This is a genomic window from Kitasatospora sp. NPDC001539, assembly GCF_040298565.1.
GTDB lineage: Bacteria > Actinomycetota > Actinomycetes > Streptomycetales > Streptomycetaceae > Kitasatospora.
The window spans coordinates 1-21,948 of the sequence record NZ_JBEPAK010000050.1 but is presented as its reverse complement, the minus strand read 5'-3'; the positions used below and the strand labels follow the sequence as shown (position 1 = coordinate 21,948).

Here is a 21,948-nt window from a genome sequence, read left to right as displayed (position 1 = left end):
CGCGGCGGCCGGCCTTCCCCGGCCGAGCGGCGGTTTCCGGTGATCAGGCCCCCTCGTCCGGTGCGCGCGCGTGAGCGCGTAGAGTCTTCGGTCGTGGAAGAGACGGCCGGGCGGGCACCCCAGGACACCTCGCCGTGCGTCGTGGTGCGGGACCTGGTCCGCACGTACCGCAGCGGGCGCGGGGCCGCCGCGACCGTGGTCCGGGCCAACGACGGGATCAGCCTGACCGTCCGGCAGGGCGAGGTCTTCGGGCTGCTCGGGCCGAACGGCGCCGGCAAGTCCACCCTGGTGCGCCAGCTCACCGGGCTGCTGCGGCCGGACTCCGGCTCCGTCGAGCTGCTCGGCCACGACATCGTCCGCCACCCCGAGCGGGCCGCCCGGCTGCTCGGCTACCTCGGCCAGGAGTCCACCGCGCTGGACGAGCTGAGCGTCGTGCTGGCCGCCGAGACCACCGGCCGGCTGCGCGGGCTCACCCGGGCGCGGGCCCGGGCCGAGGCGGCCGAGGTGCTCACCGAACTCGGGCTGGAGCCGATCGCCTCGAGGCCGCTGGCCAAGCTGTCCGGCGGGCAGCGCAGGCTCGCCTGCTTCGCGGCCGCCCTGGTGGGGGAGCGGCCGCTGCTCGTGCTGGACGAGCCGACGACGGGCATGGACCCGGTCGCCCGGCGGGCCGTGTGGTCGGCCGTGGACCGGCGGCGGGCCGAGCGCGGGACGACGGTGCTGCTGGTCACCCACAACGTGATCGAGGCGGAGACCGTGCTGGACCGGGTCGCCGTGGTCGACGAGGGCCGGGTGATCGCCTGCGACACCCCGGGCGGCCTCAAGGCGCTGGTGGACGGCGACGTGCGGCTCGACCTGGTCTGGCGGGACGAGGCGCCGGTCGGCGTGCCCGCCGTCGCCGCGCTGGCCGAACGGGCCGAGCGCACCGGGCGCCGCTGGACCGTCCGCACCACCCCCGAGCAGGCCCGCGAGCTGGTCGCCGCCGTCACCACCGGCCCCGCCTTCGCGGCGCTCGACGACTTCACCCTCGCCACCCCCAGCCTTGAGGACGCCTACCTCAAGCTGGGCGGCCGCCACGGAGGACTGGCCAAGTGACGCTGCTCTCGGTGCCCCCGCGGGCCGACCGCTCGACGGCCGGGCCGGCCCCGCTCGCCCCCGCCGCCCGGCTGCTGCCCTCCCTCGCCGCGGTCTACCGGGCGCAGCTGGCCCGGGCGAAGGTGGCGCGCATCCCGCTGCTGTTCGTGGCGACCTTCCAGTCGCTCGGCATCCTGGTGATGATGCGGGGCGTCGTGGACGCCGGGCAGACCTCGGCCGCGCGGTCGGTGGTCGCCGGGTCGAGCGTGCTGGTGGTGGCGTTCGTCGCGCTCAACCTGCTCGCCCAGTACTTCGGCAGGCTGCGGGCCGACGGCGGCCTGGACCACTACGGGACGCTGCCGGTGCCGGCCGCCTCGGTGGTGCTCGGCGCGGCCGCCGCGTACGCGTCGTTCACCCTGCCGGGGACGCTGGTCACGGCGGGCGCCGGCGCGGTGATGTTCGGGCTGCCGCTCGGGCAGCTGTGGGTGCTGCTGGCGGTCGTCCCGCTGGCGGGGGCCGCGCTGGCCGGGCTGGGCGCGGCCTGCGGGCTGCTGGCGCCGCGGCCGGAGATCGCGACGATGCTGGGGCAGCTCGGCATGTCGGCGGCCCTGCTGCTGGGGGTGCTGCCGGTGGACCACCTGCCGCAGCCGGTGCTGTGGCTGCGGGACCTGCTGCCCTCGACGTACGGGGTGGAGGCCTTCGCCCGCACCTTCGCGCCGGACCCGGACTGGGCGGTGGTCGCGGCGGACCTCGGGGTCTGCGCGGCGGTCGGCGTGGTGTCGCTGGCGCTGGCCACCTGGGCGTACCGGCGCGCGGTGGCCCGGTAGGCGCCGGGCCGGGCGGCGGCCGGTGCGTGTTCGCTCCGCGGCCGGTACGCGGTCGGTGGGCGTCCGCTGCGCGGCCGGTACCCGGTCGGTGCGCGGGCGGTGGGGCCGTACGGGTGGCCGTCGTGAAACGATGGGACTCGTGACCGTACCGAACACTCCTCCGGATCCCGCCCGCGCCGAGGTGCACGCGACCCCGGATGCCGTGCCCGACCCGTTCGCGCCGCCGCCCGCGGCCGAGGACGCGCCCGCCCCCTCGGTGGGGCGGCGGCTGCTGCCGGAGGTGCGGATCGGGGCGGGCGTCGTGGTCGCCTGTCTCGTGGCCGCCGTGGTGATGGCCGGGCTGTGGGTCTGGCTGGCGCCGAAGGTGCCGCTGGTGGTGGACGGTGACCGGATCCTCTACGCGGACCCGGAGGGCGAGCAGCGGGCCGGCGCCGACGCCGTGTTCGTGCTGATCGCCCTGGGCGCGGGGATCGTGACCGCGCTCGGGGCCTTCCTGGTGACCCGCAAGCGCGGCGGCGGGGTCGCGGTCGCGCTGGGGCTGGCCGTCGGCGGGCTGCTCGGGTCGATCGGCGCCTGGCGGATCGGACGCTGGCTCGGGCCGAGCGAGGACCTGGTCGGCGAGGCCCGGCGGGTCGGCAACGGCGGCCACTTCGACGCGAGCATCGACCTGGGGGCGCTGGGCGCGCTGCTGGTCTGGCCGATGGCGGCCATGGTGGTGCTGCTGGCGCTGTCGGCGGCGTTCGGCAAGCGGGAGGAGGACCCGCCGCCGTACTGGGGGGCTCCGGCGGGCACCTACGGCACCCCCGGCGAGGAGCCCCCGGCGTCCGCGCCGGAGGACCGGCCGCAGCAGGACTGAGCTCCGAGGACGAGGCGGACTGCGGGCGCTCCGGCGCGGGCCGTCCGCCGTCCCGTCTGCGCGGCGTCGCGTCTGCCCGTCGTCGCGTCTGCCCGCCGTCGCGCTTGTCCGCCGTCCGCCGTCGGCTGCGCGCGCCCTACCGGGCGATCGGCGCGGTGTCGGCCTTCGTCAGGGTGATCAGGTCGGCCGGGGCCAGCTCGACCTCCAGGCCCCGGCGCCCCGCCGACACGTAGACCGTCCGGTGGCCGAGCGCGCTGCTGTCGACCACCGTGCGCAGCGGGCGGCGCTGGCCGAGCGGCGAGATGCCCCCGAGGACGTAGCCGCTGCTGCGTTCGGCGGCGGCCGGGTCGGCCATGGCGGCGCGCTTGCCGCCGACGGCCGCGGCGAGCGCCTTGAGATCCAGCTGGCCGGCGACCGGCACCACGCCGACGGTGAGGGTGCCGTCCACCTCGGCGACCAGGGTCTTGTACACCCGCTCCGGGGCGATGCCGAGCGCCTCGGCGGCCTCCCCGCCGTAGGAGGCCGCGGCCGGGTCGTGGTCGTAGGCGTGCACGGTGAAGGGAACGGCGGCGGTCTCCAGGGCGACGGTGGCCGGGGTGCCCTGACCGCCCTTCCTGGTCTTCTTGGCCATGCGGGGTCCTCGGGTCAGTTGGGGCTGAAGGACTGGCGGGTGAGGTCGACCGCGGGCAGCGAGGGGAGCCAGCTGAGCACGGCGCTCTCGCGGCGCAGCAGCTCGAGTTCGGTGCGCAGCCGCTGGGCGGTGTCCGGGCAGGCGAGCAGCTGCTGCTTGACCGGCGTCTCGAACACCGAGGCGGCGGCGACCAGGTAGGACAGCACCTGGGGGTCGTCCGGGAGCTGCGGCCGGCCCACGGTGCTGGCCTCCTTGGCCCCGGCGAGGCGCTTCTGGTACACCCGGAAGGCTCGCTCCACCTCGGCGGCCAGGGCGCCGGAGCCCTCGCCGGGCTGCTCCTCGATCGGCTCGATCTCGCCGGTCAGGTACGGGCCGGCGACGGTCACCGAGCGCAGCCGGAACCGGGTGGTGCCGGTGACCAGCAGCTCGTAGCGGCCGTCCGGCTGCTCCTGGACGGAGGAGACGTCGGCGACGCAGCCGATGTGGAACAGCGCCTCCAGCGGGTCGCCGGTGACGGTGCCCAGGCCGTCGAGCGGCCCGGCCGGGCCCTCCTCGGGCCGGACCGGGGCGACCTCGCGGCCGTCCTTGATGGCGAGCACGCCGAACCGGCGCGGCGCGTCCTCGGGCTGTTCGAGCAGGTCGGCGACGAGACGGCGGTAGCGCTCCTCGAAGACGTTCAGGGGCAGCACGAGGCCCGGGTAGAGCACGGTGGTCAGCGGGAAGAGCGGCAGCCGTTCTGTCACGGCGGACAGCGTAGTTGCCCGGGCCCCGGCCGTGTCGCGCGGTTTGACCGGTCAGCCGCTCCGGCGAGCCGTCGCCGGCGGCCCGGGCACGCCGGCGACGGGTGCCGCGCCGGCCGGCCCGCATCCGCGCGCTCACCCGTTCAGCCCCGTTGCAGCAGCCGGGTGGCGCCCGCCACCACCGTGGAGGCGAGCACCCAGCCGATCAGCACCAGTCCGGCCGAGATCCACTGCTCGGCGCCGCCGGGGTTCCAGGCGCCCTGGTTGAGGTCGACGATCGGCAGCAGCTGGTTCAGGGTGTACAGCACCGGGTTCCAGTGCGGCTGCTCGTCGGCCTTGAGCGGCTCCAGCCGGTGGGTGGCGAACCAGGCGCTGCCGAGCGCCCAGGCGAGCAGCAGCCACAGGCCCGCCCGGCCGGGGCGGTAGCCGTAACCGACCGTGACGTCCTGGATCCGGCCCCAGATCCGGGAGGGCAGCGGCAGGGTCTGCCGGCGGCGGCGCTGCTTGGCGTACAGCACCTCGCGGGCGTCGTCGTCGGCGCCGTCGCGGCGCAGGGCGGCGGCGAGCTGCTCGTAGGACTCCGGCTGGAAGTCCACCGAGGAGCCCTCCAGCCAGGCGATCCGCTGCTGGACGGTGAACGGCGTGACCGGGCGCAGGTTCTCGTAGACGAAGCCGGTCAGCCCCAGGTGCTTGCCGAGCGGCCAGGCCTCGGGGACGTCGACCAGGTTGCCGACCCGGGCCCGGGAGAGCGAGACCGTGCCGGTGGGGCGCATCGCGCAGGTGAAGCGCAGCTCGGGCGTGTGGATGCGGCGCAGCGAGAGCTCGTCCTCACCCTCAAGGTGGAATTCGCCGGTGATCAGGCAGGCCGCCTCGAAGCGGGCGTCGGAGAGCCGGACCTGGCCGTAGGCGCGGAACGGCGTGCTGGAGGAGCCGGGCTGGGGGTTCTGGCCGTAGCCGGAGCCGTAGTAGCTGCGGGAGCCGGCCCAGCCGTCGTCGGCGGAACTGGTCAGGTAGAGGGTGTGGCCGACGACGATCCGCACGGCGTTGAGGCAGACGCCGTTCTGCGGATCGGCGCGCAGCTGGGCGCCGCGCAGCGACAGCCGACCGCCTATCCGGGCGGTGCGGATGCTCAACTCGCCCAGCACCTCGATGCGTTCGGCCTCGAAGTCCTGGTGGACGGTCATCCCGTCGGCGGAGACGGCGCGGCCGTAGCGGTCGCAGCCGATGACGGCGAGGTTGAGCAGCAGGTCGGTGCCGATCTTGGCGTCGGTGAGCCGCAGCCCCTCGGGGATCCGGCAGCGGGCCAGGTGGAGGTCGCCGGTGGTGGTCAGCCGGGAGGCCTCGATCCGGGGGACCAGGCAGTCGACCATCCGGATGGTGCTGGCCTCGGCCTCGGAGATCAGCACCTTGTGCTCGAAGCGGCAGCCGTGCAGTTCGACGTACTGCTGGATCCGGCCGCCGGCCAGGTTGAGCGAGCCGGTGACGGCCACCCCGCTCATCCGCAGCGAGGCGACCCTTCCCGGGGCCGCCGCCGGGCCGGCCAGCAGCAGGTGGGCGAGCGCCGCGGCGCTGACCGTCCGCTCGGGCCCCCACGGGACGTCCCCGTAGGGGTCGTCGGTCGCGGACCGGCCGCTGCGGCGGTCGAAGACGTTCCCGTGGCGGAAGGCCTCCCAGAGCTCCCGCTCCGTGTCCGTCCAGCCCTCCGGAGCGCGATCCGCCATGCTTTCCCCCGTCCCCCCGGTCGTCTCGCCTTTCGTATCACGGACTGAAATGCGGGACCAGCGGTTCCGGCCACTCCTTACACTGGGTGGCGTGATCTCTCGAATCGACCTCCGCGGCTCGCTCGACGACCCGCGTGACCTGCTGCCCCGAGCCGAGTTCGACGTGGCGGCCGCACTGGAGAAGGTGCGGCCGATCGCCGAGGACGTACGCCATCGCGGGGTCGCGGCGCTGATCGAGATCACCGAGCGCTTCGACGGCGTCCGGCTGGAGTCGACCCGTGTCCCGGCCCAGCAGCTGACCGAGGCCCTGGAGACGCTGGACCCGAAGGTGCGCGCCGCGCTGGAGGAGTCCATCCGCCGGGCCCGGGCCGTGCACGCCGACCAGCGCCGCACCGGGCACACCACCCAGGTGGTGCCGGGCGGCACGGTCACCCAGCGCTGGGTGCCGGTCGAGCGGGTCGGGCTCTACGTGCCGGGCGGGCTGGCCGTCTACCCGTCCTCCGTGGTGATGAACGTGGTGCCGGCCCAGGAGGCGGGCGTCCGGGGCATCGCGGTCACCTCCCCGCCGCAGCGCGAGTTCGGCGGCCGCGTCCACCCGACCATCCTGGCGGCCTGCGCGCTGCTCGGCGTCGAGGAGGTCTACTCCGTCGGCGGCGCCCAGGCGGTCGCGATGTTCGCCCTCGGCACCGAGGAGTGCGCGCCGGTGAACATGGTCACCGGCCCCGGCAACATCTACGTGGCCGCCGCCAAGCGGCTGTTCGCCGGCCGGATCGGCATCGACTCCGAGGCCGGGCCCACCGAGATCGCCGTCCTCGCCGACGACAGCGCGCTGCCCTCCGACGTCGCCGCCGACCTGATCAGCCAGGCCGAGCACGGCCCCACCTCCGGCTCGGTGCTGGTCACCGACTCCCCGGCGCTGGCCGACGCCGTCGAGGCCGAGCTGGCCGTGCAGGTCCCCAGGACCAAGCACAGCGAGCGGGTCGCCGAGGCGCTGGGCGGCCGGCAGTCCGGCATCATCCTGGTCGACGACCTGACCCAGGGCCTCGCCGTGGTCAACGCGTACGCGGCCGAGCACCTGGAGATCCAGACCCGCGACCCGCACGCCGTCGCCGCCCGGGTCGTCAACGCGGGAGCGGTCTTCATCGGCCGCTGGACCCCGGTCTCGCTGGGCGACTACGCGGCCGGCTCCAACCACGTGCTGCCCACCGGCGGCTGCGCCTGCCACTCCTCCGGACTGTCGGTCCAGACCTTCCTGCGCGGCGTCCAGGTCGTCGAGTACGACCGGGACGCGCTGGCCGACGTCGCCGCCCACGTGGTCGCCCTCGCCGACGCCGAGGACCTCCCCGGCCACGGCGACGCCATCAAGGCCCGGTTCGATTGGACGGTTCCCGGCTCGTGACCGCACGTGAGGACCTTCCCGTCCGGGACGAGCTGCGCGGCCAGTCCCCGTACGGCGCGCCGCAGCTGGACGTCCCCGTCCAGCTGAACACCAACGAGAACCCGTACCCGCTCCCCGAGGAGCTGGTGGCCCGGATCGCCGAGCGCGTCGCCGACGCCGCCCGCGGCCTGAACCGCTACCCCGACCGGGACGCGGTCGAACTGCGCGAGGGCCTGGCCGGCTACCTGGCCCGCACCACCGGCTTCCCGGTCACCCGCGAGCAGGTGTGGGCCGCCAACGGCTCCAACGAGGTGCTCCAGCAGCTGCTGCAGACCTTCGGCGGCCCCGGCCGCAGCGCGCTGGGCTTCGAGCCCTCGTACTCCATGCACGCGCTGATCTCCCGGGGCACCGGCACCGCCTGGATCTCCGGCTCCCGGCGCGACGACTTCACCATCGACGTGGACGCCGCCGTCGCGGCCATCGCCGAGCACCGGCCGAACGTCGTCTTCGTCTGCTCGCCCAACAACCCCACCGGCACGGCCGTCGACGCCGACACCGTGCTGCGCCTCTACGAGGCCGCCCAGGCCGCCCGGCCGAGCCTGGTGGTCGTCGACGAGGCGTACGTCGAGTTCTCCCACCGCCCCTCGCTGCTGCCGCTGATCGAGGGCCGCCCCCACCTGGTGGTCAGCCGCACCATGTCCAAGGCCTTCGGCGCCGCCGGACTGCGCCTGGGCTACCTCGCGGCCGACCCGGCCGTGGTCGACGCCGTCCAGCTGGTGCGCCTGCCGTACCACCTGTCGGCCGTCACCCAGGCCACCGCGCTGGCCTGCCTGGAGCACACCGACACCCTGCTCGGATACGTCGGACGGCTCAAGGCCGAACGCGACCGGCTGGTCGACGCGCTGCGGGAGATGGGCCTGGAGGTGACCGACTCGGACGCGAACTTCGTCCAGTTCGGCCGCTTCGCCGACACCCGCGCCGTCTGGCAGGCCATCCTCGACCGGGGTGTCCTGGTCCGTGACAACGGCGTCCCGGGGTGGCTGCGCGTCACCGCCGGCACGCCCGCCGAGAACGACGCCTTCCTGGACGCCGTCCGATTCGTGATCAAGGAGCTGTAACCCCGAATGTCCCGCATCGGACGCGTCGAGCGCACCACCAAGGAGACCTCCGTCCTGGTCGAGATAGACCTCGACGGCACCGGCAAGACCGACATCTCCACGGGTGTCGGCTTCTACGACCACATGCTCGACCAGCTCGGCCGGCACGGTCTCTTCGACCTCACCGTCAAGACCGACGGCGACCTGCACATCGACACCCACCACACCATCGAGGACACCGCCCTCGCCCTCGGCGCGGCCTTCAAGCAGGCCCTCGGCGACAAGGTCGGCATCTACCGCTTCGGCAACTGCACGGTGCCGCTGGACGAGTCGCTCGCCCAGGTCACCGTGGACCTCTCCGGCCGCCCCTACCTGGTGCACACCGAGCCCGAGGGCATGGCGCCGATGATCGGCGCCTACGACACCACGATGACCCGGCACATCCTGGAGTCCTTCGTCGCCCAGGCGCAGATCGCCCTGCACGTCCACGTCCCGTACGGGCGCAACGCGCACCACATCGTGGAGTGCCAGTTCAAGGCGCTGGCGCGGGCGCTGCGCTACGCCGCCGAGCGCGACCCGCGCGCGGCCGGAATCCTCCCCTCGACCAAGGGTGCGCTGTGAGCAAGACCGCGATGATCCTCCTGTTCGTCGGCCTCTTCCTGGCCGGCGGAGTGATCTCCTTCTGGAAGCAGAAGCTGCCGAAGGGCGTCATCCTGGTGCTGGCCTTCGGCTCCGTGATGTGCCTGGCCTCCGGCCTCATGCGCCTCTAGACCCGCCGTAGAGAGACTGGACACCTGAACATGGGCAAGAACGTCGTCGTCCTCGACTACGGCTCCGGCAACCTGCGCTCCGCGCAGCGCGCCCTGGAACGGACCGGGGCGAACGTCACGGTCAGCTCCGACTACGACACCGCGATGGCCGCGGACGGCCTGCTCGTCCCCGGCGTGGGCGCCTTCGAGGCCTGCATGCGCGGGCTGAAGGCCGTCCGCGGGGACTGGATCATCGACCGCCGGCTCGCCGGTGGCCGGCCGGTCATGGGCATCTGCGTCGGCATGCAGATCCTCTTCGAGAAGGGGATCGAGCACGGCGTGGAGACCGCCGGCTGCGACGAGTGGCCCGGCACCGTCGAGCCGCTGGACGCCCCGGTCGTCCCCCACATGGGCTGGAACACCGTGGACGTGCCCGAGGGCAGCCGGATGTTCGCCGGACTGGACCCGCGGACCCGGTTCTACTTCGTGCACTCCTACGGGGTGCGGCACTGGGACCTGGAGACCCACAGCGCGCGGATCAGTCCGCCGCTGGTCACCTGGGCCACCCACGGGCAGCCGTTCGTCGCCGCCGTGGAGAACGGCCCGCTGTGGGCCACCCAGTTCCACCCCGAGAAGTCCGGCGACGCCGGCGCCGCCCTGCTGACCAACTGGGTCAACACCCTCTGACCGTCTGAGAGTTGCAACTGATGAGCCTCGAACTGCTGCCCGCCGTCGACGTCCGGGACGGTCAGGCCGTCCGCCTGGTCAAGGGCGCCTCCGGCACCGAGACCTCCTTCGGCGAGCCGCTGGCCGCCGCCCTCGCCTGGCAGAACGCCGGCGCCGAGTGGCTGCACCTGGTCGACCTGGACGCCGCCTTCGGGACGGGCAGCAACTACGAGCTGCTGCGCGAGGTCACCGGCCGGCTCGACCTCAAGGTCGAACTGTCCGGCGGCATCCGCGACGACGAGTCGCTCGCCCGCGCCCTCGCCACCGGCTGCACCCGGGTCAACCTCGGCACCGCCGCCCTGGAGGCCCCCGAGTGGGTCGCCAAGGCCATCGCCGAACACGGCGACCGGATCGCCGTCGGCCTCGACGTCGTTGGCACCACCCTGCGCGGCCGCGGCTGGACCCGCGACGGCGGCCAGCTCTTCGACGTGCTGGCCCGCCTCGACCAGGAGGGCTGCGCCCGCTACGTCGTCACCGACGTCAACCGGGACGGCACCCTGACCGGCCCCAACCTCCAGCTGCTGCGCGACGTCTGCGCCGCCACCGACCGCCCGGTCGTCGCCTCCGGCGGCGTCTCCTCGCTGGACGACCTGCGCGCCATCGCCACGCTCGTCGGCGAGGGTGTCGAGGGCGCCATCGTGGGCAAGGCACTCTACGAGCAGAAGTTCACCCTCGAAGAGGCCCTGGAGGCGGTTTCAGGATGACGGACGGCCGGATCGTACGCGGCAGGGTCGGCGGATTCTCGCCCCGGGAGGACGAGTTCGGCTGCTCCCGGGCGGTCGCCGCGGGCGACCACGTGCACGTGGCCGGCTCCACCCCCTGGGTGGACGGCCGGATCGAGCACGAGGGGGACCCGTACCAGCAGACCCTCGCCGCGTTCGGCGCCGGGCTCAAGGCCCTGGCCGCGTACGGTCTGACCGCGGACGACGTGGTCCGCACCCGGATGTACATCACCCATGCCCGCGACGCCGAGGAGGTGGGCCGCGCCCACCGCGAACTCTTCGACGCCGCACGCCCGGTGGCCACCATGGTGGTGGTCGAGGGCCTGATCGACTCCCGGATGATGGTCGAGGTCGAGATCGACGCGTACCGAGCCGGGCTGGCAAAGACCCTGGAAGGCCAACAGCCGTGACCCTCGCAGTACGTGTCATCCCCTGCCTCGACGTGGACGCCGGGCGGGTGGTCAAGGGCGTCAACTTCCAGAACCTGCGGGACGCCGGCGACCCGGTCGAGATGGCCAAGCTCTACGACGCCGAGGGCGCCGACGAACTGACCTTCCTCGACATCACCGCCTCCTCCGGCGACCGCGAGACCACCTACGACGTGGTCCGCCGCACCGCCGAGCAGGTGTTCATCCCGCTCACCGTCGGCGGCGGCATCCGCGCCGTCGAGGACGTGGACAAGCTGCTGCGGGCCGGCGCCGACAAGGTCGGCGTCAACACCGCGGCGATCGCCCGGCCGGAGCTGGTCCGCGAGATCGCCCGGCGGTTCGGGCGCCAGGTGCTGGTGCTCTCCGTGGACGCCCGGCGCTGCCCCGAGGGCACCCGGACGCCGTCCGGCTTCGAGGTCACCACCCACGGCGGACGCCGGGGCACCGGCCTGGACGCCGTCGAATGGGCCGGCCGCGCCGCCGAGCTCGGGGCGGGCGAGATCCTGCTCAACTCGATGGACGCGGACGGCACCAAGGACGGCTACGACCTGGAGATGATCCGCGCGGTGCGCAAGGCCGTCTCGGTGCCGGTGATCGCCTCCGGCGGCGCGGGCAAGCTCGCCGACTTCGCGCCGGCCGTGGAGGCGGGCGCGGACGCGGTGCTCGCGGCCAGCGTCTTCCACTTCGGGGACCTGCGGATCGGCGAGGTCAAGGACGCGCTCCGGGAGGCCGGCCACCCGGTGCGGTGACCGCCGCCCGGACGGCCCGGCACCCGGCGGGGCGGTTCCCCGCGGACGCCGGGCCTTCGCGCTCAGGACTCCTGCGGCTCGCCCTTGATCAGCGCGAAGGGTGCGCCGTTCGGGTCCGCCAGCCAGGCGATCCGGCCGACGTTCGGGACGTCCTCGGCGGGCATCATCACCGAACCGCCGGCCGCCGTCGCCTTCGCGACCAGCGCGTCCACGTCGGAGGCGGCGAAGTACGGCGTCCAGGCGGAGGGCTGCTCCGGGGACATCGTCGGGGCGATGCCGCCGAAGCCGGTCTGCCGCTGGTCGCCCTCGGCGGTGGAGACCACCCGGTAGTTCATGCCCGGGGACGGCTCGAAGTTCTCCACCCGCCAGCCGAACAGCTGCCGGTAGTACGCGACGGCGGCCTCCGGGTCGGAGGTGTGCAGCTCGGACCAGACCAGCGCGTTGTCCTCCGAGACGACGTCCAGGCCGACGGTGTTCCCGGCCTGCCAGAGCGCGAACCGCGCCCCCTGCGGGTCGGCGAGCTGGGCCATCCGGCCCTCCTCCATCACGTCCGCCGCCGGCACCAGGACCCGGCCGCCCGCACCCGTGGCGGCGCCGACGGTGGCGTCCACGTCGGCGGTGCGGAAGTACGTCGTCCACGACGACCGGTCGCCCGCGCCGAGCGGGCCGATCGCCCCGACGGTCCTCCCGTCCAGCTGGAGGAAGCCGTAACCCATCGCGTCCGGGATCTCCTGGAACGTCCAGCCGAACACCTTGCCGTAGAACCCGGCGGTGGCCCTGATGTCGGGGCTGCCCAGGTCGATCCAGCAGGGCGAGCCGACGGGGAAGTCGGTGGTGAGCATGAGGTGGTGCCCCTTCGACGGAAACTGACCGCGGCAGCCCCACCGGGCGCACCCGCGCCCCTCCTCGGCCACCTGCGAGTCTGCACCGGGCCACCGACATCCGCAGCCGGGGAGCGCCCGGCTTGCGACCGTCGGGTTGCGGTCCCGGCCGGGACCGGCGGCCCGGCAGCGGTACCGTCCGTCGAACCGTCGATCACACCGCCGGAGTCCGGCGGGGCCCCTCGCCGAGGAGGGGACCCGCCGCTCCGCCCTACCGCGCGGGCAGGGGCAGGACGTGCTGGAGGGCCTCGACGGCGTCCGGGGCGCCGTCGACGGTGAGGGCGGTGCGGGCGCCGCGGCCGTAGGCGAAGAGGACGAGTTCACCGGGCTCGCCGGTGAGGTGGACGCTCGGGGAGCCGGCCGGGCCGACGGTGAGGGACCGGCCGTCGGGGCGGCTCAGGGTGAGGCGGACGGGGGAGCGGCGGCCCGCCTCCAGGCGGGCGATCATCGGGAGGCGGCGCCACAGGGCCTCCGCGCGGCCGGGCGGGACGGACCGGGCGCTCCAGTCGTCGCCGGCCCGCAGGACGTCCTCGGCGTGGACGAAGTACTCGACGGTGTTGGCCACCTCGTCCGCACCGGGCAGGGCGAACGGTGAGAGGAGCGGCGGCCCGGCGCGGAAGAGCCGGACCAGCTCCTCGTACGGGCGGGCGGCGTACTGGTCCTGCACCCGCTTCGTCCGGCCGGCCAGGGCGCCGACCCGGATGCCGGCCGCCGCGTCGGGGCGGCGCTCGCGGATCACCAGGTGGGCGGCGAGGTCCCGGGTGGTCCATCCTGCGCAGAGGGTGGGCGCGTCCGGCCCTGCGGCGGTGAGCAGTTCCGCGAGGCGGTGGCGTTCGGCGAGGGCGTGGTTCGACATGGTCGCAAGCCTAGGGGCCCGTCCGCCAACTCCCGTCGTCCGGCCCGCAGGCGGGGGTTTCGACGACGGAGCCTCAGGGGTGGAGCTTCCCCGTGAGCTTGGGGGCGCCCTGTTTGCTGCCGGCGGTGAGGGTGCAGGTGTAGTCGCGCCAGCCCTGCTGGTAGTTGGCCATGGCAGGGCCGAACTGGCGGGGGTAGTACGTCCGGCCGTCGCTCTGGTGGGCCTTGGCGGTGGCTTCGGCGTCCTTGCAGCCGTCGCGCATGGCGAGGGCGATGGGGATCTCGCCGGTCAGGCCGTCGGGGAGCCTGAGGTCGGCGATGGCCTCGCCGTCGTGCTCGCCGGTGCAGGGGCGTTCCTCGGCCTTGGTGATCACCGGGCTCAGCTGGGGGTGGTCGAAGCAGGTGCCCACCGGGAAGAAGGCGTACGGGGGTTGCGGCTTGCTCGGGGTGGGGGTCGGCGTGGGGGTGGGGGTGGGCGTCGGGCTCGCCGAGGGCGGGGGCGGGGCGGCGGCCGGCTTCCCGTCCTCGGGCCAGAGCAGCACGGTGGCCACCACCGCGAGCAGCACGGCGAGGACGGCGACGGCGGTGATCACCAGGCCCCGGGACGGGGTGGCGGCGGCTGCGGGCGGCGGCTGCTCGGAGGTCATGGCCACGAGGATGACCCACCCGGCGGCCGTCCGGCAGGAGGTTGGCCGAACTCGCCCCGAACGGACCGCCTGCGAACCACTCGGCCGACCGGCCGCCGGGGCCGGGCTGACACAATGGCCCCATGTCCACCACACCCGCCGCCCCCGGCACCACCGCCCTCGACCCGGCGATCGCCGCCCGCCTCAAGCGCACCGAGGACGGCCTGCTCCCGGCCATCGCGCAGCAGTACGACACCGGTGAGGTGCTGATGCTCGGCTGGATGGACGACGAGGCGCTGCACCGCACCCTCACCACCGGCCGCTGCACGTACTGGAGCCGCAGCCGCCGCGAGTACTGGGTGAAGGGCGACACCTCCGGCCACGTGCAGGCGGTCAAGTCGGTGGCGCTGGACTGCGACGGCGACACCCTGCTGGTCAAGGTCGACCAGACCGGCGCGGCCTGCCACACCGGCGACCGCACCTGCTTCGACGCCGACGTGCTCCCGCTCGCCTGACCGCCGCCCGCCGACGGCTCTCCGCCGCCCGCCGCCCCCCACCCCCCGTCCACAACTCCAGAAGGTGCCGCCCCGCATGGACCTCGAAGCCTTCCGCAAGCTCGCCGTCGACACCCGGGTGATCCCGGTCACCCGCAGGCTCCTCGCGGACGGCATCACCCCGATCGGCCTCTACCGCAGCCTCGCCGAGGAGCGGCCCGGCACCTTCCTGCTGGAGTCCGCCGAACAGGGCCGCAGCTGGTCGCGCTACTCCTTCGTCGGCGTGCGCAGCGCCGCCGCGCTGACCGCCGACGCGGACGGCGGCGCCCGCTGGCTCGGCACCCCGCCGGTCGGCATCCCGACCACCGGCGACCCGCTGGAGGTGCTGCGCGCCGCCCTGGCGGCCCTGCACACCCCGCGGCACGCCGACGACGGCCTGCCGCCGCTGACCGGCGGCCTGGTGGGCTACCTCGGCTACGACATCGTCCGCCGGCTGGAGAAGCTGCCCGACCTCAACCCCGACGACCTGCGGCTGCCCGAGCTGACCATGCTGCTGGCCACCGACCTCGCCGTGCTGGACCACGTCGACGGCACGGTGCTGCTGATCGCCAACGCCGTCAACCACAACGACCTGGCCAGCGGGGTGGACGAGGCCTACGCGGACGCCGTCGCCCGGCTGGACGCGATGGAGGCCGACCTGCTCAAGCCGGTCGACCCGGGCCTGGCCACCTTCACCCCGGCCGGCCCCGGCGAGGTGCGCTCGCCGTTCGGCGGCGAGCCGTACCGGGCCGCGGTGGAGGAGATCAAGGAGCGGATCCGCGCCGGCGAGGCCTTCCAGGTCGTGCCCTCGCAGCGCCTCGAGGCGCCCTGCCCGGCCTCCGCGCTGGACGTCTACCGGGTGCTGCGCACCACGAACCCCAGCCCGTACATGTACCTGTTCCGCTTCCCCGGCCCGGACGGCGGCGCCGAGGGCGGCTTCGACGTGGTCGGCTCCAGCCCGGAGGCGCTGGTGAAGGTGACCGACGGCGAGGCGATGCTGCACCCGATCGCCGGCACCCGGCACCGCGGCGCCACCCCGCAGGAGGACGCGGCGCTGGCCGCCGAGCTGCTCGCCGACCCCAAGGAGCGGGCCGAGCACCTGATGCTGGTCGACCTCGGCCGCAACGACCTCGGGCGGGTGTGCGAGCCGGGCAGCGTCGAGGTGGTCGACTTCATGCACATCGAGCGGTACAGCCACGTCATGCACATCGTCTCGACCGTCACCGGCAGGGTCGCCCCCGGGCGGACCGCCTTCGACGTGCTGACGGCCTGCTTCCCGGCCGGCACCCTCTCCGGCGCCCCCAAGCCCCGGGCGATGCGGATCATCGAGGAGCTGGAGCCCACCCGGCGCGGTCTGTACGGCGGCTGCGTCGGCTACCTGGACTTCGCCGGGGACTCGGACACCGCCATCGCGATCCGCACCGCGGTGCTGCGCGACGGCACCGCGTACGTGCAGGCCGGCGCGGGCGTCGTCGCCGACTCCGACCCGCACGGCGAGGACACCGAGTGCCGCAACAAGGCGGCCGCCGTGCTGCGGGCCGTCGCCACCGCCAATACGCTGCGGAAGCCGGAACTGTCCTGACCGGAACCGTCCTGACCGGAGCCGTCCGGGCCGGGACGGCCGGACCGGAACCGGTCCTGGCCGGGAGCGCGTGACCGGACCGCACCGGCCGGAACTGCCCTGAGGCACGAGGAGGCGGCCGGGATGCCCGAGGTTCCCTACGACGAGCTGCGCTGGGCGGTCGTGTTCGACGCCGCCGTGCAGCTGGGCGAGCAGCTGTCCGGCGCCGGCCGGCTGCTGTCCGGCGTGGCGGTGGACTGCCCGGCCGCGCCCGGCCCGATCGCCCCGGACCTCGCGGTGCTGCGCGCCGGGGCGGGCCGCGGCGCCCGCGGGCGGTACGGCGCGGCCGCCGTCGAGGCGGTGCTGGAGGTGGCGCACCCGGGCCGGGACCACGCCTGGGCGCGGGCCTGCGCGGAGAGCGGCGTGCCGTCGTACGTGGTGGTCGACCCCGCGGCGGCCGTGTGCACGGTGCACACCGCCCCGGACCCGGGCGGGGTGTACCGGGAGGCCGAGCGGGTGCCGTTCGGCAACGACCTGTTCCTGCCGCTCGACGGCCGGACGGCGGTGCTGCGGACGGACGGGTTCCCCACCCCGGGTACGGACCCGGGTGCGGGCCGGGGGATAGTGGACGGGTGACCGCTGCAGACCACACCCCCGCCCCCGCCGCCTCCGGCCGCCGCACGCTCGGCGTGATGCTGCTGCTGACCGTGCTGAGCGCCGTGCTGGTGCTGACCGCGGCCGGACGGATCTGGGCCGAGGGACGGGCCGGCACCCTGGACGTGTCCGTCACCGGCGGCAGGATCTCGGAACTGCCCGGCGGCCTGGCCCTGGTGGGCCTGGCGGCGGCCGTCGCGGTGTTCGCGGTGCGCGGCGTCGGCCGGCTGGTGGTCGGCGCGCTGACCCTGCTGGCCGGGCTGGGCGCGGCCGCCGCCTCGGTGGCCGGGGCCTCGGACACCGCGGCGCTGGACTCCGCCGCCTCCGGCAGGCTGGCGCTGGCCGGCTCGGCGGCCACCGGGGTCTCGCACACCGCCTGGCCCTGGGTCGCCCTGGCCGGCGGGCTGCTGCTGGCCCTGGCCGGGCTGATCACCCTGCGCCACGGCCGTCGCTGGCCGGCCATGGGCAGCCGTTACGAGGCGCCCACCCGCAAGGCCCCGGCGAGGACCGACACCCCCGGCGACCTGTGGAAGGCGCTGGACCGCGGCGAGGATCCCACCGCCGGATAGGCGGGGACCCCGGGAGGCCCCTGGAACCCCGGCAACCCCGGGAAAGCTCCGGAACCCCGGGAACTCCGGAACCCCGGGAACGCCGGAACCCCGGGAACCCTCGCCCGCCGCCCGGAGGCCGCCCCGCCTGCGCGCATGTGACGCGATAGACCCGCCACCCGCTTTGGGCCGCCCGTGTGTGGCCCGGCACAATGGATGCCGTCAACCCGCCGGCGGCCCCGCAGGCCCGGCCGGGCCCCGAGAGCCTAGGAGCACCATCGATGTCAGCAGCTGCACACGGCCACACCCCCGCCGCTTGGACCGGCGTCGTCATCTCCTTCGTCGGCTTCGGCATCGCGGGCGTCGCGATGATCCTGCCGTCGCCGCTGCTGGTCTGCGCCGGTCTGGCGGTCGTCCTGGTCGGCGGCATCGTCGGCAAGGCCATGTCGATGGCGGGCATGGGCAAGCAGGCGAGCACCAACGTGTACACCTCGGTCGAGGAGCAGGTCGAGGCCCGCAAGGCGGCCCTCGAGGGCCGCGAGGTCGTCGCCGCCTGACGACGGGCCGCGAGGCCGCCGCTGCCTGACGACGGGGTACCGCCCCTCGCGGGCCCCTCGGCGGGCGGACCCTTTTCGCACAACCGAACGGCGGGCGCGCCACGCCCGCCGTTTCGTTCTGTCCGGGCCCGGCGCGGGCACAATCGGGGCGTGAACGCCGCCCCCACCGCCTCCGCCCCGCCGCCCGTGCTGCGCCGGCTGGGCCCGCCGCTGGCCGCGCTGGCGGCGGCGGCCCTCCCCACCGCGTACGTCGCCGTGGTGGACCCGAACGCCCCCGGGCACTACCCCGACTGCCCCTTCCTGACGGCCACCGGCTGGTGGTGCCCCGGCTGCGGGGGCCTGCGCTGCGTCCACGCGCTGACCCGCGGCGACCTCACCGGTGCCCTGCACGACAACGCCGTCGCGGTGCTGCTGTTCGGCGTCCTGGCGGTGCTCTGGTTGCGCTGGGGCTGGGCCGCGCTGACCGGCGGAGCGTCGCCGCGGGTCTCCGTCGGGGCGCGGCGGTGGGCGCTGATCCTGCTGCTGGTGCTGGTGTTCGCGGTGGTGCGCAACCTCCCGGTCGGCGCGGGGCTGGCGCCGCAGCCGTTCTGAGCGCTCCGCAGCCGTTCCGCGCGGGGCCGCCCGGCGCTTCCGAACCAAGGCGCACAGCCTCTGCGGGCAGGGCCGCCCCGGCCGCGAGCCTCCGGACGGAGCCGCGCTGGTCAGCGGCCGGACGGGCGGTCCCGGTCCGCGAGACGCGGCCCGGGCGGATGCGCCGCGTCCCATCGGGTGCCGATACCATCGAAGAGCGGACGGGCCCGAGCCCGTCTTCCGGCTCGGACGAGCGAACTGGCAGAAACGATGGGGGCTCCTGAGTGAGTGTGCTCGACTCGATCATCGAAGGGGTCCGCGAGGACCTCGCCGAGCGGCAGACCCGGGTCTCCCTGGACGAGCTGAAGGAGCTCGCGGCCAAGGCCCCGGAGGCCAAGGACGGCGTCGCCGCCCTCAAGGGCGACGGGGTGCGGGTGATCTGCGAGGTCAAGCGCTCCAGCCCGTCGAAGGGCGCGCTGGCCGCGATCGCCGATCCGGCCGCCCTGGCACGCGACTACGCGGCCGGTGGCGCCGCCGCGATCAGCGTGCTGACCGAACAGCGCCGCTTCGGCGGGTCGCTGGCCGACCTGGACGCGGTGCGCGCCGCCGTGGACACCCCGGTGCTGCGCAAGGACTTCATCGTCACCGCGTACCAGCTGTGGGAGGCCCGCGCGCACGGCGCCGACCTCGCCCTGCTGATCGTCGCCGCCCTCGACCAGTCGGCCCTGGTGTCGCTGATCGAGCGCGCCGAGTCGATCGGCCTCACGCCGCTGGTGGAGGCGCACGACGAGGAGGAGATCAAGCGCGCGGTGGACGCCGGCGCACGGATCATCGGCGTCAACGCCCGCAACCTCAAGACCCTCGAGGTGGACCGCAGGACCTTCGAGAACGTCGTGCACGCCATCCCGGACGGCATCGTGCGGGTGGCGGAGTCCGGCGTGCGCGGCCCGCTCGACGTGATCAACTACGCCAACCTGGGCGCCGACGCCGTCCTGGTCGGGGAGTCCCTGGTGACCGGCAAGGACCCGCGGGCCGCCGTGGCCGACCTGGTCGCGGCCGGGACCCACCCGGCCGTCCGGCACAAGGACTGATCGCGGCCCGATGAAGATCTCCACCCGACTCGCCCCCGGCTGCCGCCCGCGCGGCTGCCGCGCGCCCGCACGCCGGGTGCTGGGGCGTCGGGTGCGGTACGTGATCGGCTGCGAGCCGGGGCAGGTGCCGGGGCGGCGATGGCGCGTGACGCTCGGCTGAACCCAGCCGATCGGACGTCACCGTCATCCACATCTCCCCGAGGGAATCCACCATGTCCGAGAAGGACTACCTGCCCGGCGCCCAGGTGCCGGACGCACGCGGCTACTTCGGCGCGTACGGCGGCCGCTTCATCCCCGAGGCGCTGGTCGCCGCGGTCGAGCAGGTCGCCGAGGAGTACGAGAAGGCCAAGGCCGACCCGGCCTTCACCGCCGAGCTCGACGCGCTGCTGAAGGACTACACCGGCCGTCCCAGCCCGCTGACCGACGTGCACCGCTTCTCCGCCGAGGCGGGCGGCGCCCGCGTCCTGCTCAAGCGCGAGGACCTCAACCACACCGGCTCGCACAAGATCAACAACGTGCTGGGCCAGGCGCTGCTCACCAAGCGCATGGGCAAGACCCGGATCATCGCCGAGACCGGCGCGGGCCAGCACGGGGTGGCCACCGCCACCGCCTGCGCGCTGTTCGGCTTCGACTGCACCATCTACATGGGCGAGGTCGACACCGAGCGCCAGGCGCTCAACGTCGCCCGGATGCGGATGCTCGGCGCCGAGGTGGTGGCCGTCAAGTCCGGCAGCCGCACCCTCAAGGACGCCATCAACGAGGCCTTCCGCGACTGGGTCGCCAACGTCGACTCCACCCACTACCTGTTCGGCACCGTCGCCGGGCCGCACCCCTTCCCGATGATGGTCCGCGACTTCCACCGGGTCATCGGCGTCGAGGCCCGGCAGCAGGTGCTGGACCGCACCGGGCGGCTGCCCGACGCCGTCGTCGCCTGCGTCGGCGGCGGCTCCAACGCGATGGGCATCTTCCACGAGTTCATCCCGGACGCCGGCGTGCGGCTGATCGGCTGCGAGGCGGCCGGCGAGGGCGCCGACACCCCCAAGCACGCGGCCACCCTCACCAAGGGCGACCCGGGCGTGCTGCACGGCTCCCGCACCTACGTCCTCCAGGACGAGGACGGCCAGACCATCGAGTCGCACTCCATCTCGGCCGGCCTCGACTACCCGGGCGTCGGCCCGGAGCACGCCTGGCTGAAGGACACCGGCCGGGCCGAGTACCGCCCCGTCACCGACGACGCCGCGATGCAGGCCCTGCGGCTGCTGTCCCGCACCGAGGGCATCATTCCGGCCATCGAGAGCGCCCACGCGCTCGCCGGCGCCCTGGAGCTGGGCCGCGAGCTCGGGCCGGAGGCCACCATCCTGGTCTCCCTCTCCGGGCGCGGCGACAAGGACATGCACACCGCGGCCCAGTACTTCGGGCTGTACGACGAGCCGGCCGGCGACGCGGCCGACGGGGGTAAGTGACCATGGCTTCGAACCTCAACGCCGCCAAGCCCGGCGCCGGCAAGCTCAGTGGCAGCCTGGCGGCCGCCAGGGCCGAGGGCCGCGCCGCGCTGATCGGCTACCTGCCGGCCGGCTTCCCGACCGTCGACGGCGGCATCCGGGCCGTCAAGGCGCTGATCGAGGGCGGCTGCGACGTCGTCGAGATCGGCCTGCCGCACTCCGACCCGGTCCTGGACGGCGCGGTCATCCAGACCGCCGACGACATCGCGCTGCGCGGCGGTGTGCGGATCAAGGACGTGCTGCGCACCGTCCAGGAGGTCGCCGCGGCGCACCCCGGGACAGCGGTGCTGGTCATGACGTACTGGAACCCGGTCGACCGCTACGGCGCGGCGCGCTTCGCCGCCGACCTGGCCGCGGCGGGCGGGGCGGGCTGCATCCTGCCGGACCTGCCGGTGGAGGAGTCCGAGGAGTGGCGCAAGGCGGCGGACGCGCACGGGCTGGACACCGTGTTCGTGGTCGCCCCCAGCAGCAAGGACGCCCGGCTCGCCGAGGTCACCGCGGCGGGCAGCGGCTTCGTCTACGCGGCCGCCGTGATGGGCGTGACCGGCACCCGCTCGGCGGTCGGCTCGCTGGCCGAGGACCTGGTCGCCCGCACCCGGGCCACCACCGACCTGCCGGTCTGCGTCGGCCTCGGCGTGTCCGACGCCGCGCAGGCGGCCGAGGTCGCCCGGTTCGCGGACGGCGTGATCGTCGGGTCGGCCTTCGTGAAGCGGATCCTGGACGCGGGCGACGACGAGGCCGCGGCCCTGGACGCGGTGCGCGCGCTGGCGGGCGAACTGGTCCGCCGCCACCCGCAGCGCCGACTGCGCGAGCACCTCCCGGTACAGCGCCTTGCGCTCCGTCGCGGGGCGGGCCACCTCGGCCTCGCGGTCGTC

General features: G+C 74.7%; 26 protein-coding genes and 1 pseudogene. 21 read left to right on the top strand and 6 right to left on the bottom strand.

Translation table 11 applies throughout. The features are described 5' to 3' along the window. The first annotated feature begins 93 nt into the window (after positions 1–93). The 3 genes from ABT247_RS11285 (at position 94) to ABT247_RS11275 (ending at position 2,754) form a co-directional block, all read left to right on the top strand. Positions 94–1,092 (top strand): ABC transporter ATP-binding protein, encoded by a 999-nt coding sequence (locus ABT247_RS11285; RefSeq protein WP_350741303.1) that lies wholly within the window; start codon positions 94–96, stop codon positions 1,090–1,092. After that, on the top strand, positions 1,089–1,898 hold the full coding sequence (locus tag ABT247_RS11280) for an ABC transporter permease (RefSeq protein WP_392896893.1): 810 nt from the start codon (positions 1,089–1,091) through the stop codon (positions 1,896–1,898). The genes ABT247_RS11285 and ABT247_RS11280 overlap by 4 nt, the downstream gene beginning before the upstream one ends. Before the next feature lie 139 nt (positions 1,899–2,037). Continuing rightward, the gene (locus tag ABT247_RS11275; protein WP_350741301.1) at positions 2,038–2,754 is read left to right on the top strand and encodes a hypothetical protein; all 717 of its coding nucleotides are present in this window, start codon (positions 2,038–2,040) and stop codon (positions 2,752–2,754) included. 136 nt (positions 2,755–2,890) lie between these two features. Here the strand turns inward: ABT247_RS11275 and ybaK are convergent, their stop codons facing one another. From ybaK to ABT247_RS11260, 3 genes are all read right to left on the bottom strand, one after another. Next, the gene (ybaK, locus tag ABT247_RS11270; RefSeq protein WP_350741299.1) at positions 2,891–3,385 is read right to left on the bottom strand and encodes a Cys-tRNA(Pro) deacylase; all 495 of its coding nucleotides are present in this window, start codon (positions 3,383–3,385) and stop codon (positions 2,891–2,893) included. 14 nt (positions 3,386–3,399) lie between these two features. Then, positions 3,400–4,128 carry an LON peptidase substrate-binding domain-containing protein gene (locus tag ABT247_RS11265; protein WP_350741297.1) on the bottom strand — a complete coding sequence of 243 codons (729 nt, stop codon included), beginning with the start codon at positions 4,126–4,128 and terminating at the stop codon, positions 3,400–3,402. Between the two features lie 140 nt (positions 4,129–4,268). Continuing rightward, on the bottom strand, positions 4,269–5,846 hold the full coding sequence (locus ABT247_RS11260) for an oxidoreductase (RefSeq protein WP_350741295.1): 1,578 nt from the start codon (positions 5,844–5,846) through the stop codon (positions 4,269–4,271). 91 nt (positions 5,847–5,937) lie between these two features. Between ABT247_RS11260 and hisD the strand changes: the two genes are divergently transcribed. Genes hisD through hisF form a run of 8 tightly spaced genes read left to right on the top strand, consistent with a single transcriptional unit; the run spans position 5,938 to position 11,695 of the window. Beyond that, positions 5,938–7,245 carry a histidinol dehydrogenase gene (gene hisD, locus ABT247_RS11255; RefSeq protein WP_350741293.1) on the top strand — a complete coding sequence of 436 codons (1,308 nt, stop codon included), beginning with the start codon at positions 5,938–5,940 and terminating at the stop codon, positions 7,243–7,245. Next, positions 7,242–8,342 (top strand): histidinol-phosphate transaminase, encoded by a 1,101-nt coding sequence (locus ABT247_RS11250; RefSeq protein WP_350741291.1) that lies wholly within the window; start codon positions 7,242–7,244, stop codon positions 8,340–8,342. The genes hisD and ABT247_RS11250 overlap by 4 nt, the downstream gene beginning before the upstream one ends. A 6-nt stretch (positions 8,343–8,348) precedes the next feature. Further along, on the top strand, positions 8,349–8,942 hold the full coding sequence (gene hisB / locus ABT247_RS11245) for an imidazoleglycerol-phosphate dehydratase HisB (protein WP_189915019.1): 594 nt from the start codon (positions 8,349–8,351) through the stop codon (positions 8,940–8,942). An 11-nt stretch (positions 8,943–8,953) separates the two neighbouring features. Next, positions 8,954–9,091: a CG2302 family histidine operon protein gene (locus ABT247_RS11240; RefSeq protein WP_502892432.1), complete on the top strand. Its 138-nt coding sequence runs from the start codon at positions 8,954–8,956 to the stop codon at positions 9,089–9,091. Between the two features lie 30 nt (positions 9,092–9,121). Further along, a complete protein-coding gene (gene hisH, locus ABT247_RS11235; protein ID WP_350741287.1) occupies positions 9,122–9,757 on the top strand; it encodes an imidazole glycerol phosphate synthase subunit HisH in 636 nt (211 codons plus the stop codon). 20 nt (positions 9,758–9,777) lie between these two features. Further along, complete coding sequence (gene priA / locus ABT247_RS11230; protein ID WP_350741285.1) at positions 9,778–10,500, top strand: bifunctional 1-(5-phosphoribosyl)-5-((5-phosphoribosylamino)methylideneamino)imidazole-4-carboxamide isomerase/phosphoribosylanthranilate isomerase PriA; 723 nt, start codon at positions 9,778–9,780, stop codon at positions 10,498–10,500. Next, positions 10,497–10,928: a Rid family hydrolase gene (locus tag ABT247_RS11225; protein ID WP_350741283.1), complete on the top strand. Its 432-nt coding sequence runs from the start codon at positions 10,497–10,499 to the stop codon at positions 10,926–10,928. Before priA ends, ABT247_RS11225 begins: the two co-directional genes overlap by 4 nt. Next, on the top strand, positions 10,925–11,695 hold the full coding sequence (hisF, locus tag ABT247_RS11220; RefSeq protein ID WP_350741281.1) for an imidazole glycerol phosphate synthase subunit HisF: 771 nt from the start codon (positions 10,925–10,927) through the stop codon (positions 11,693–11,695). The genes ABT247_RS11225 and hisF overlap by 4 nt, the downstream gene beginning before the upstream one ends. Positions 11,696–11,757: 62 nt before the next feature. Here hisF and ABT247_RS11215 read toward each other — a convergent pair whose 3' ends face one another. From ABT247_RS11215 to ABT247_RS11205, 3 genes are all read right to left on the bottom strand, one after another. Further along, complete coding sequence (locus ABT247_RS11215) at positions 11,758–12,537, bottom strand: VOC family protein (RefSeq protein ID WP_350741279.1); 780 nt, start codon at positions 12,535–12,537, stop codon at positions 11,758–11,760. A gap of 250 nt (positions 12,538–12,787) precedes the next feature. Then, a complete protein-coding gene (locus tag ABT247_RS11210) occupies positions 12,788–13,432 on the bottom strand; it encodes a TIGR03085 family metal-binding protein (protein WP_350741277.1) in 645 nt (214 codons plus the stop codon). Between the two features lie 73 nt (positions 13,433–13,505). Beyond that, positions 13,506–14,078 (bottom strand): hypothetical protein, encoded by a 573-nt coding sequence (locus ABT247_RS11205; RefSeq protein WP_350741275.1) that lies wholly within the window; start codon positions 14,076–14,078, stop codon positions 13,506–13,508. 122 nt (positions 14,079–14,200) lie between these two features. Here ABT247_RS11205 and hisI point away from each other — a divergent pair, with 122 nt between their 5' ends. The 10 genes and pseudogenes from hisI to trpA form a co-directional block, all read left to right on the top strand. Next, entirely contained in the window at positions 14,201–14,572 is a 372-nt protein-coding gene (hisI, locus tag ABT247_RS11200) for a phosphoribosyl-AMP cyclohydrolase (protein ID WP_350741272.1), read from the top strand. 76 nt (positions 14,573–14,648) lie between these two features. Further along, positions 14,649–16,172 (top strand): anthranilate synthase component I, encoded by a 1,524-nt coding sequence (locus ABT247_RS11195; protein WP_350741270.1) that lies wholly within the window; start codon positions 14,649–14,651, stop codon positions 16,170–16,172. Positions 16,173–16,295: 123 nt separating this feature from the next. Further along, positions 16,296–16,787, top strand: a complete 492-nt coding sequence (locus ABT247_RS11190; protein ID WP_350741268.1) for a Uma2 family endonuclease — start codon at positions 16,296–16,298, stop codon at positions 16,785–16,787. Continuing rightward, complete coding sequence (locus ABT247_RS11185; protein ID WP_350741266.1) at positions 16,784–17,374, top strand: TIGR02234 family membrane protein; 591 nt, start codon at positions 16,784–16,786, stop codon at positions 17,372–17,374. The genes ABT247_RS11190 and ABT247_RS11185 overlap by 4 nt, the downstream gene beginning before the upstream one ends. Positions 17,375–17,634: 260 nt before the next feature. Beyond that, positions 17,635–17,910, top strand: a complete 276-nt coding sequence (locus ABT247_RS11180) for an HGxxPAAW family protein (protein WP_350741264.1) — start codon at positions 17,635–17,637, stop codon at positions 17,908–17,910. Between the two features lie 150 nt (positions 17,911–18,060). After that, a complete protein-coding gene (locus ABT247_RS11175; RefSeq protein WP_350741262.1) occupies positions 18,061–18,501 on the top strand; it encodes a DUF2752 domain-containing protein in 441 nt (146 codons plus the stop codon). Positions 18,502–18,764: 263 nt separating this feature from the next. Then, a complete protein-coding gene (trpC, locus tag ABT247_RS11170) occupies positions 18,765–19,571 on the top strand; it encodes an indole-3-glycerol phosphate synthase TrpC (protein ID WP_350741260.1) in 807 nt (268 codons plus the stop codon). A gap of 10 nt (positions 19,572–19,581) precedes the next feature. After that, positions 19,582–19,731: a tryptophan biosynthesis modulator TrpM gene (gene trpM / locus ABT247_RS11165; protein ID WP_350741258.1), complete on the top strand. Its 150-nt coding sequence runs from the start codon at positions 19,582–19,584 to the stop codon at positions 19,729–19,731. A 52-nt stretch (positions 19,732–19,783) separates the two neighbouring features. After that, positions 19,784–21,034, top strand: a complete 1,251-nt coding sequence (gene trpB, locus ABT247_RS11160; protein WP_350741256.1) for a tryptophan synthase subunit beta — start codon at positions 19,784–19,786, stop codon at positions 21,032–21,034. A gap of 2 nt (positions 21,035–21,036) precedes the next feature. Further along, a pseudogene (trpA, locus tag ABT247_RS11155) lies at positions 21,037–21,858 on the top strand (tryptophan synthase subunit alpha); the annotation flags it as partial. Positions 21,859–21,948 lie beyond the last annotated feature (90 nt).

What these genes read in the sequence shown, in the direction of transcription:
- priA (WP_350741285.1), top strand. Translation starts at nt 9,778, where the DNA reads ATGAGCCTCGAACTGCTGCCCGCCGTCGACGTCCGGGACGGTCAGGCC.
- ABT247_RS11260 (WP_350741295.1), bottom strand. Translation starts at nt 5,846, where the DNA reads ATGGCGGATCGCGCTCCGGAGGGCTGGACGGACACGGAGCGGGAGCTC.
- ABT247_RS11215 (WP_350741279.1), bottom strand. Translation starts at nt 12,537, where the DNA reads ATGCTCACCACCGACTTCCCCGTCGGCTCGCCCTGCTGGATCGACCTG.
- ABT247_RS11190 (WP_350741268.1), top strand. Translation starts at nt 16,296, where the DNA reads ATGCCCGAGGTTCCCTACGACGAGCTGCGCTGGGCGGTCGTGTTCGAC.
- trpB (WP_350741256.1), top strand. Translation starts at nt 19,784, where the DNA reads ATGTCCGAGAAGGACTACCTGCCCGGCGCCCAGGTGCCGGACGCACGC.
- ABT247_RS11210 (WP_350741277.1), bottom strand. Translation starts at nt 13,432, where the DNA reads ATGTCGAACCACGCCCTCGCCGAACGCCACCGCCTCGCGGAACTGCTC.
- ABT247_RS11225 (WP_350741283.1), top strand. Translation starts at nt 10,497, where the DNA reads ATGACGGACGGCCGGATCGTACGCGGCAGGGTCGGCGGATTCTCGCCC.
- hisB (WP_189915019.1), top strand. Translation starts at nt 8,349, where the DNA reads ATGTCCCGCATCGGACGCGTCGAGCGCACCACCAAGGAGACCTCCGTC.
- trpM (WP_350741258.1), top strand. Translation starts at nt 19,582, where the DNA reads ATGAAGATCTCCACCCGACTCGCCCCCGGCTGCCGCCCGCGCGGCTGC.
- hisI (WP_350741272.1), top strand. Translation starts at nt 14,201, where the DNA reads ATGTCCACCACACCCGCCGCCCCCGGCACCACCGCCCTCGACCCGGCG.
- ABT247_RS11195 (WP_350741270.1), top strand. Translation starts at nt 14,649, where the DNA reads ATGGACCTCGAAGCCTTCCGCAAGCTCGCCGTCGACACCCGGGTGATC.
- hisH (WP_350741287.1), top strand. Translation starts at nt 9,122, where the DNA reads ATGGGCAAGAACGTCGTCGTCCTCGACTACGGCTCCGGCAACCTGCGC.
- ABT247_RS11205 (WP_350741275.1), bottom strand. Translation starts at nt 14,078, where the DNA reads ATGACCTCCGAGCAGCCGCCGCCCGCAGCCGCCGCCACCCCGTCCCGG.
- ABT247_RS11240 (WP_502892432.1), top strand. Translation starts at nt 8,954, where the DNA reads ATGATCCTCCTGTTCGTCGGCCTCTTCCTGGCCGGCGGAGTGATCTCC.
- ybaK (WP_350741299.1), bottom strand. Translation starts at nt 3,385, where the DNA reads ATGGCCAAGAAGACCAGGAAGGGCGGTCAGGGCACCCCGGCCACCGTC.
- ABT247_RS11180 (WP_350741264.1), top strand. Translation starts at nt 17,635, where the DNA reads ATGTCAGCAGCTGCACACGGCCACACCCCCGCCGCTTGGACCGGCGTC.